This window comes from Pseudoduganella sp. RAF53_2, assembly GCF_052113985.1.
Classification (GTDB): Bacteria; Pseudomonadota; Gammaproteobacteria; order Burkholderiales; family Burkholderiaceae_D; genus Rugamonas.
The window spans coordinates 1-1,190 of sequence record NZ_JBFRDW010001042.1; the positions used below are offsets into that span (position 1 = coordinate 1).

General features: G+C 56.9%; 3 protein-coding genes. All 3 read right to left on the minus strand.

Going from position 1 to position 1,190, the window contains the following annotated elements; all coding sequences use genetic code 11:
• Window positions 1-144: 144 nt before the first annotated feature.
• The 3 genes from AB4Z11_RS32150 to AB4Z11_RS32160 are packed head-to-tail and all read right to left on the minus strand — an operon-like array spanning window position 145 to window position 909.
• Window positions 145-408: a hypothetical protein gene (locus tag AB4Z11_RS32150; RefSeq protein WP_442030295.1), complete on the minus strand. Its 264-nt coding sequence runs from the start codon at window positions 406-408 to the stop codon at window positions 145-147.
• A 1-nt stretch (window position 409) separates the two neighbouring features.
• Entirely contained in the window at window positions 410-595 is a 186-nt protein-coding gene (locus AB4Z11_RS32155; protein WP_442030297.1) for a hypothetical protein, read from the minus strand.
• 38 nt (window positions 596-633) lie between these two features.
• Entirely contained in the window at window positions 634-909 is a 276-nt protein-coding gene (locus tag AB4Z11_RS32160) for a hypothetical protein (protein ID WP_442030299.1), read from the minus strand.
• Window positions 910-1,190: the final 281 nt, after the last annotated feature.

Below are 1,190 nucleotides of genomic sequence, written 5' to 3' on the forward strand. Positions count from 1 at the left end.
TACCCAAGGAGCGCCGCCTGCGCCCCGGATCGTGGACATCGCCTTGCGGTCCAGCGCCTTGTTGGCGGGCAGATCGTTGATGGTAATGGTAGCCATGATGAGTCTCCGTGAGGAAAAGGGAGGCCGGACCCCGGCCTCCTCAGTTTAGGCGAACTTCGGGAAGATCGCCTTGTTCTCGGCATTGAGATGGGCGTCAAGATTGATCTTGGGGCCCACGAAGCCTGCACCGATGGCGCCGTTGTTATTCAGGGTGTTGACGTCGATATCCTGCACCTGGAAGATGGTCTGGGTCACGTTCATGTTGACGTTGACGTCCGGCTTGAAGGCGAAGCCGCCGCGTACTGCATGCATGTCCTGCTGGCTCAGTTCGGCGCTGCGGGACAGATCGTTCACTTTGATGGTAGTCATGTTAGTTCTCCTGATGAATGGAAGGTTGTTGGGCGTCCTGGCCGGCTTCGGTAGGCGCTTCGTAGCGCACGAAAAAGGTGAGGCCGCCGATCTCAAGCACCTGGGTGCTCTGCGCAAGTTCTGCTTTGGTTGCAGCGCGATCGATTTCTGCGGCGCCGCACATCTCTGCAATGGTCTTGGTTTTCATCGAAGTCTCCCGAATGAAGCCGGCCAGGTATCGCGTTCTTAGCCGATGATGGTGTTGGCGCCGTTTTGCGACACGTTGTTGTGTACGCTGACGCCATCCAGGAAGGCGGAACCGTTGGCGGTGACCACCTCATTGCTCTGGCCTTGCACCAGGGTTTGCACCCCTTTGATCGAGGAGTCGTAGTGCGGTGCGTAGGTCACATCGCCAAAGGAGTAGTAAGGCGAGTTCATTTTCCAGCCGCCGCGCACGGTGCTCATTGCAGCGCGATCCAGTTGTTCGGTACGGGCCAGGTCTTTGATGGTCAGGGTTTTCATGGTCATGCTCCTTGGTGGGTTTAGGTTGGTGAGGCATTTCGTTTGCGCTCGCTATACATTGAGCAGAAAGCGTGCCAGCGGTTTTCCCTAGGGAGACGCCTGAATCTGGTGGGTGTTCAGCGACAAATACGGAAAATCTGTTCGGTGGCACGCAACAGGGGGCATTTGCGTACTCGTAGGACGAAAAAAAACCGTCCAGCTTGTGGCTGAACGGTTTCGAGGGGACAGATTTTTTCAGAAGCCGGCGTGGCTGGCATTCCAGAAAGCGGCCGCTTCATTGA

Bases quoted from the DNA above. Each gene is read 5' to 3' on its own strand.
- AB4Z11_RS32160 (WP_442030299.1), bottom strand. From the start codon at position 909: ATGAAAACCCTGACCATCAAAGACCTGGCCCGTACCGAACAACTGGAT.
- AB4Z11_RS32150 (WP_442030295.1), bottom strand. From the start codon at position 408: ATGACTACCATCAAAGTGAACGATCTGTCCCGCAGCGCCGAACTGAGC.
- AB4Z11_RS32155 (WP_442030297.1), bottom strand. From the start codon at position 595: ATGAAAACCAAGACCATTGCAGAGATGTGCGGCGCCGCAGAAATCGAT.